Raw genomic sequence first — 2,822 nt, 5'->3', positions numbered from 1 at the left:
CGTATCCCCACGCCGAGGACCGCCTTGCTTTGTCACGGTGATAGCGATGTTTTGCTGAGGTGAGCGGTATCGCCACGTTGCTAACAACGAGGATAACGACGTGTCTATCCATCAGCTTGAGATTTTGGCGGGCAGTATGCGGCGCCGGAAGTTCACACGAACTTCCAAGGAATCGATCGTTTCGGAGACGCTGACTGGCGAGATGACGGTGACGGAGGTTGCGCGACGTCACGACGTTGATCGGTCACTGGTTTATCGGTGGCGTCGTGAGCTTGGTGTTGCAGAGAGAGCGGAAGAGCCGCGCGCCTTCGTTCCGGTGAAGGTACAACAGGCGCCGGACTCGGCAATGGGAATGCCGGCTGCGACGGCGTCTTCTGCGATCGAAATCCATGTTGGCCGGGGCCGGTCGGTGCGGGTCACTCGTGACTTTGATGCCTCGACGTTGTCGCGCGTGCTTGATGTGCTGGAGGGACGATGATCCCGATCAGTTCGAACGTCAGAGTGTGGATTGCCAGCGGTCACTGCGATATGCGCAAGGGTATGCAGGGGTTGGCTCTCATCGTGCAAGAGGGGCTTGGCCGCAATCCGTTCCAGGGCGACGTTTTTGTTTTCCGCGGGAGAAATGGTCGATTGATCAAGGCCCTATGGCATGACGGTGTCGGACTATCGCTTTATGCCAAACGGCTCGACCGAGGCCACTTTATTTGGCCGGCGACAGTGGACGGAGCCATTGCCCTTACAGCCGGGCAGATGTCCTACCTTCTTGAGGGAATAGACTGGCGAAATCCGCAACAGACATGGCGTCCGACGAGCGCCGGATAGGTGCATTTTGCGGCTCGAACCTTGAAGAAAAGCTATGCAAATCAGTGGCTTTGTGGTTTGATCCGGACATGGAAAACGGCCTGGAAAACCACTCCGATTATGCCGCTGCACTTGAAGCAGAGCTGGTCGTGGCGCGTGCGGAGCGCGCCGTTGCCTTAGCCGAACTTGCCGTCGCCAAAGCCAAGGAAGCGGACGATCAAGCCACCATTCTGCGTCAGAAGGTCCATATCGAAAAGCTGCAAAGGCAATTGCGTGGTCAGAAATCGGAGCGGACTGCCAGGCTGATCGCTCAAATGGAGCTGATGCTCGAGGATGCCGAGGCGGCGGCCACCGAGGATGAACTTGCCGCTGAAATGGCCATTGCTGCGGCCGCCCCCATTGCTGTCGCCGGCTTCACACGCAAACGCCCCGTTAAGAAGCCATTCCCCGATCACCTGCCGCGCGAGCGTGTCGTTGTGCCCGGTCCGGTCGCCTGCAGCTGCTGCGGTAGTGACCGGCTGCGCAAGCTGGGCGAAGATGTCACCGAGACGATGGAGAGCATTCCACGCTCCTGGAAAGTCATTCAGACGGTGCGCGAGAAGTTCACCTGCCGCGACTGCGAGAAGATCAGCCAGGCACCGGCCCCATTCCACGTCATTCCCAGAGGCTGGGCAGGTCCAAGCCTTCTGGCGATGATCCTCTACGACAAATTCGGCCAACACATTCCCCTTAATCGTCAGGTGGAACGATTTGCGCTTGAGGGCGTGTCAATCAGCCTGTCGACGGCAGCCGATGCTATCGGTTCTTGTTGCCATGCCCTTGATCCAATCCTGAGGCGGATCGAGGCTCACACCTTTGCAGCCGAGCGGATTCACGGCGACGATACCACGGTTCCGGTTCTCGCAGCCGGCAAGACCGATACTGCTCGGATCTGGACATATGTGCACGATGATGCCCCGTTCGGTGGCACGGCGCCGCCGTCGGCGATGTTCTATTATTCCCGCGACCGCAGCGGTGACCATCCGCAGGCGCATCTGGCCGGCTATTGCGGCATCCTGCAAGCAGATGCCTATGGCGGTTATACCAAGCTCTATCTTCCTGATCGCAGTCCAGGTCCGATCTATGAGGCAGCGTGCTGGGCGCACGCAAGGCGACCATTCTTCATCATGGCCGATCTCGAGGCCAATGCCCGGCGCAAGGCTCAGGGCAAACCCGCTGCCGTCATCTCACCAATCGCCATCGAGATGGTGCGCCGGATCGATGCGCTGTTCGAGATCGAACGTCAGATCAATGGCCAGACGGCCGATGAGCGCAAGGCGACGCGTCAGCAGCATAGCAAGCCACTGATCGCCAACATGGAGCGGTGGGTGCGCGAGCAACGTGCCAAGCTGTCTCGCGACAATGATCTGGCCAAAGCGTTCGACTACATGTTGAACCGCTGGGTATCGTTTACTCGTTTCCTCGACGATGGCCGGATCTGCCTGTCGAACAACGCGGCAGAGCGTTCGCTGCGCGGAATTGCATTGGGAAGAAAGGCTTGGCTATTCGCCGGCTCCGACCGTGGTGGTCAACGAGCTGCCGCCATGTACAGTTTGATCGTCACCGCAAAGATGAACCATGTCGATCCGCAGGCCTGGCTTGCCGATGTGCTTGCCCGTATCGCCGACCACCCGGCAAACAGGATCGACGAGTTGTTGCCGTGGGCTTGGAAGGCCGAAAAGGCGGCACCTATTGCGGCGGCCGCGTAAACAGTTCCCGAAACAGCTCCTCTGACCGTTGCAGGCCTTCATCCGTTAAGATCAACGACTTCGACTTGTTCACCGGATCGGCGATCAGCCCCTTCTTGAACAAACGATCCGTCGTCTCCCAGTCCAAACCCTTCCAGGCTCGATACCCGTCATGCAGCGTCAGCCACAACAGCGCCAGCACCGCATCGTCGATCTTGTCTTCGTCGATATCCATTGCGAGAGCTTATCACGTGCAAATACGAAATTAATGCGGTACTCGCCGAATGCGTACGT

At 58.7% G+C, this 2,822-nt stretch carries 4 protein-coding genes; 3 read left to right on the top strand and 1 reads right to left on the bottom strand.

Annotation, left to right across the window (positions count from 1 at the left end; genetic code table 11):
• The first annotated feature begins 100 nt into the window (after positions 1-100).
• The 3 genes from tnpA (at position 101) to tnpC (ending at position 2,549) form a co-directional block, all read left to right on the top strand.
• The gene (gene tnpA, locus GGD50_RS32450) at positions 101-478 is read left to right on the top strand and encodes an IS66-like element accessory protein TnpA (RefSeq protein WP_004126183.1); all 378 of its coding nucleotides are present in this window, start codon (positions 101-103) and stop codon (positions 476-478) included.
• Positions 475-822, top strand: a complete 348-nt coding sequence (gene tnpB / locus GGD50_RS32445) for an IS66 family insertion sequence element accessory protein TnpB (protein ID WP_004129022.1) — start codon at positions 475-477, stop codon at positions 820-822. Before tnpA ends, tnpB begins: the two co-directional genes overlap by 4 nt.
• Positions 823-890: 68 nt before the next feature.
• On the top strand, positions 891-2,549 hold the full coding sequence (gene tnpC / locus GGD50_RS32440) for an IS66 family transposase (protein ID WP_004129019.1): 1,659 nt from the start codon (positions 891-893) through the stop codon (positions 2,547-2,549).
• Here the strand turns inward: tnpC and GGD50_RS32435 are convergent.
• Complete coding sequence (locus GGD50_RS32435) at positions 2,530-2,763, bottom strand: DUF6429 family protein (RefSeq protein ID WP_004129017.1); 234 nt, start codon at positions 2,761-2,763, stop codon at positions 2,530-2,532. The two genes, tnpC and GGD50_RS32435, sit on opposite strands and share 20 nt — an antisense overlap.
• Positions 2,764-2,822 lie beyond the last annotated feature (59 nt).

This window comes from Martinezella paranaensis, assembly GCF_014200235.1.
In the GTDB taxonomy this organism is placed as follows: Bacteria; Pseudomonadota; Alphaproteobacteria; order Rhizobiales; family Rhizobiaceae; genus Rhizobium; species Rhizobium paranaense.
Note: the sequence above shows the minus strand (reverse complement) of the source record. Positions and strands in the feature narration are given on the sequence as shown.

Excerpts from the sequence above, each read along its gene's own strand:
- tnpB (WP_004129022.1), top strand. The coding sequence starts at position 475 with ATGATCCCGATCAGTTCGAACGTCAGAGTGTGGATTGCCAGCGGTCAC.
- GGD50_RS32435 (WP_004129017.1), bottom strand. The coding sequence starts at position 2,763 with ATGGATATCGACGAAGACAAGATCGACGATGCGGTGCTGGCGCTGTTG.
- tnpC (WP_004129019.1), top strand. The coding sequence starts at position 891 with ATGGAAAACGGCCTGGAAAACCACTCCGATTATGCCGCTGCACTTGAA.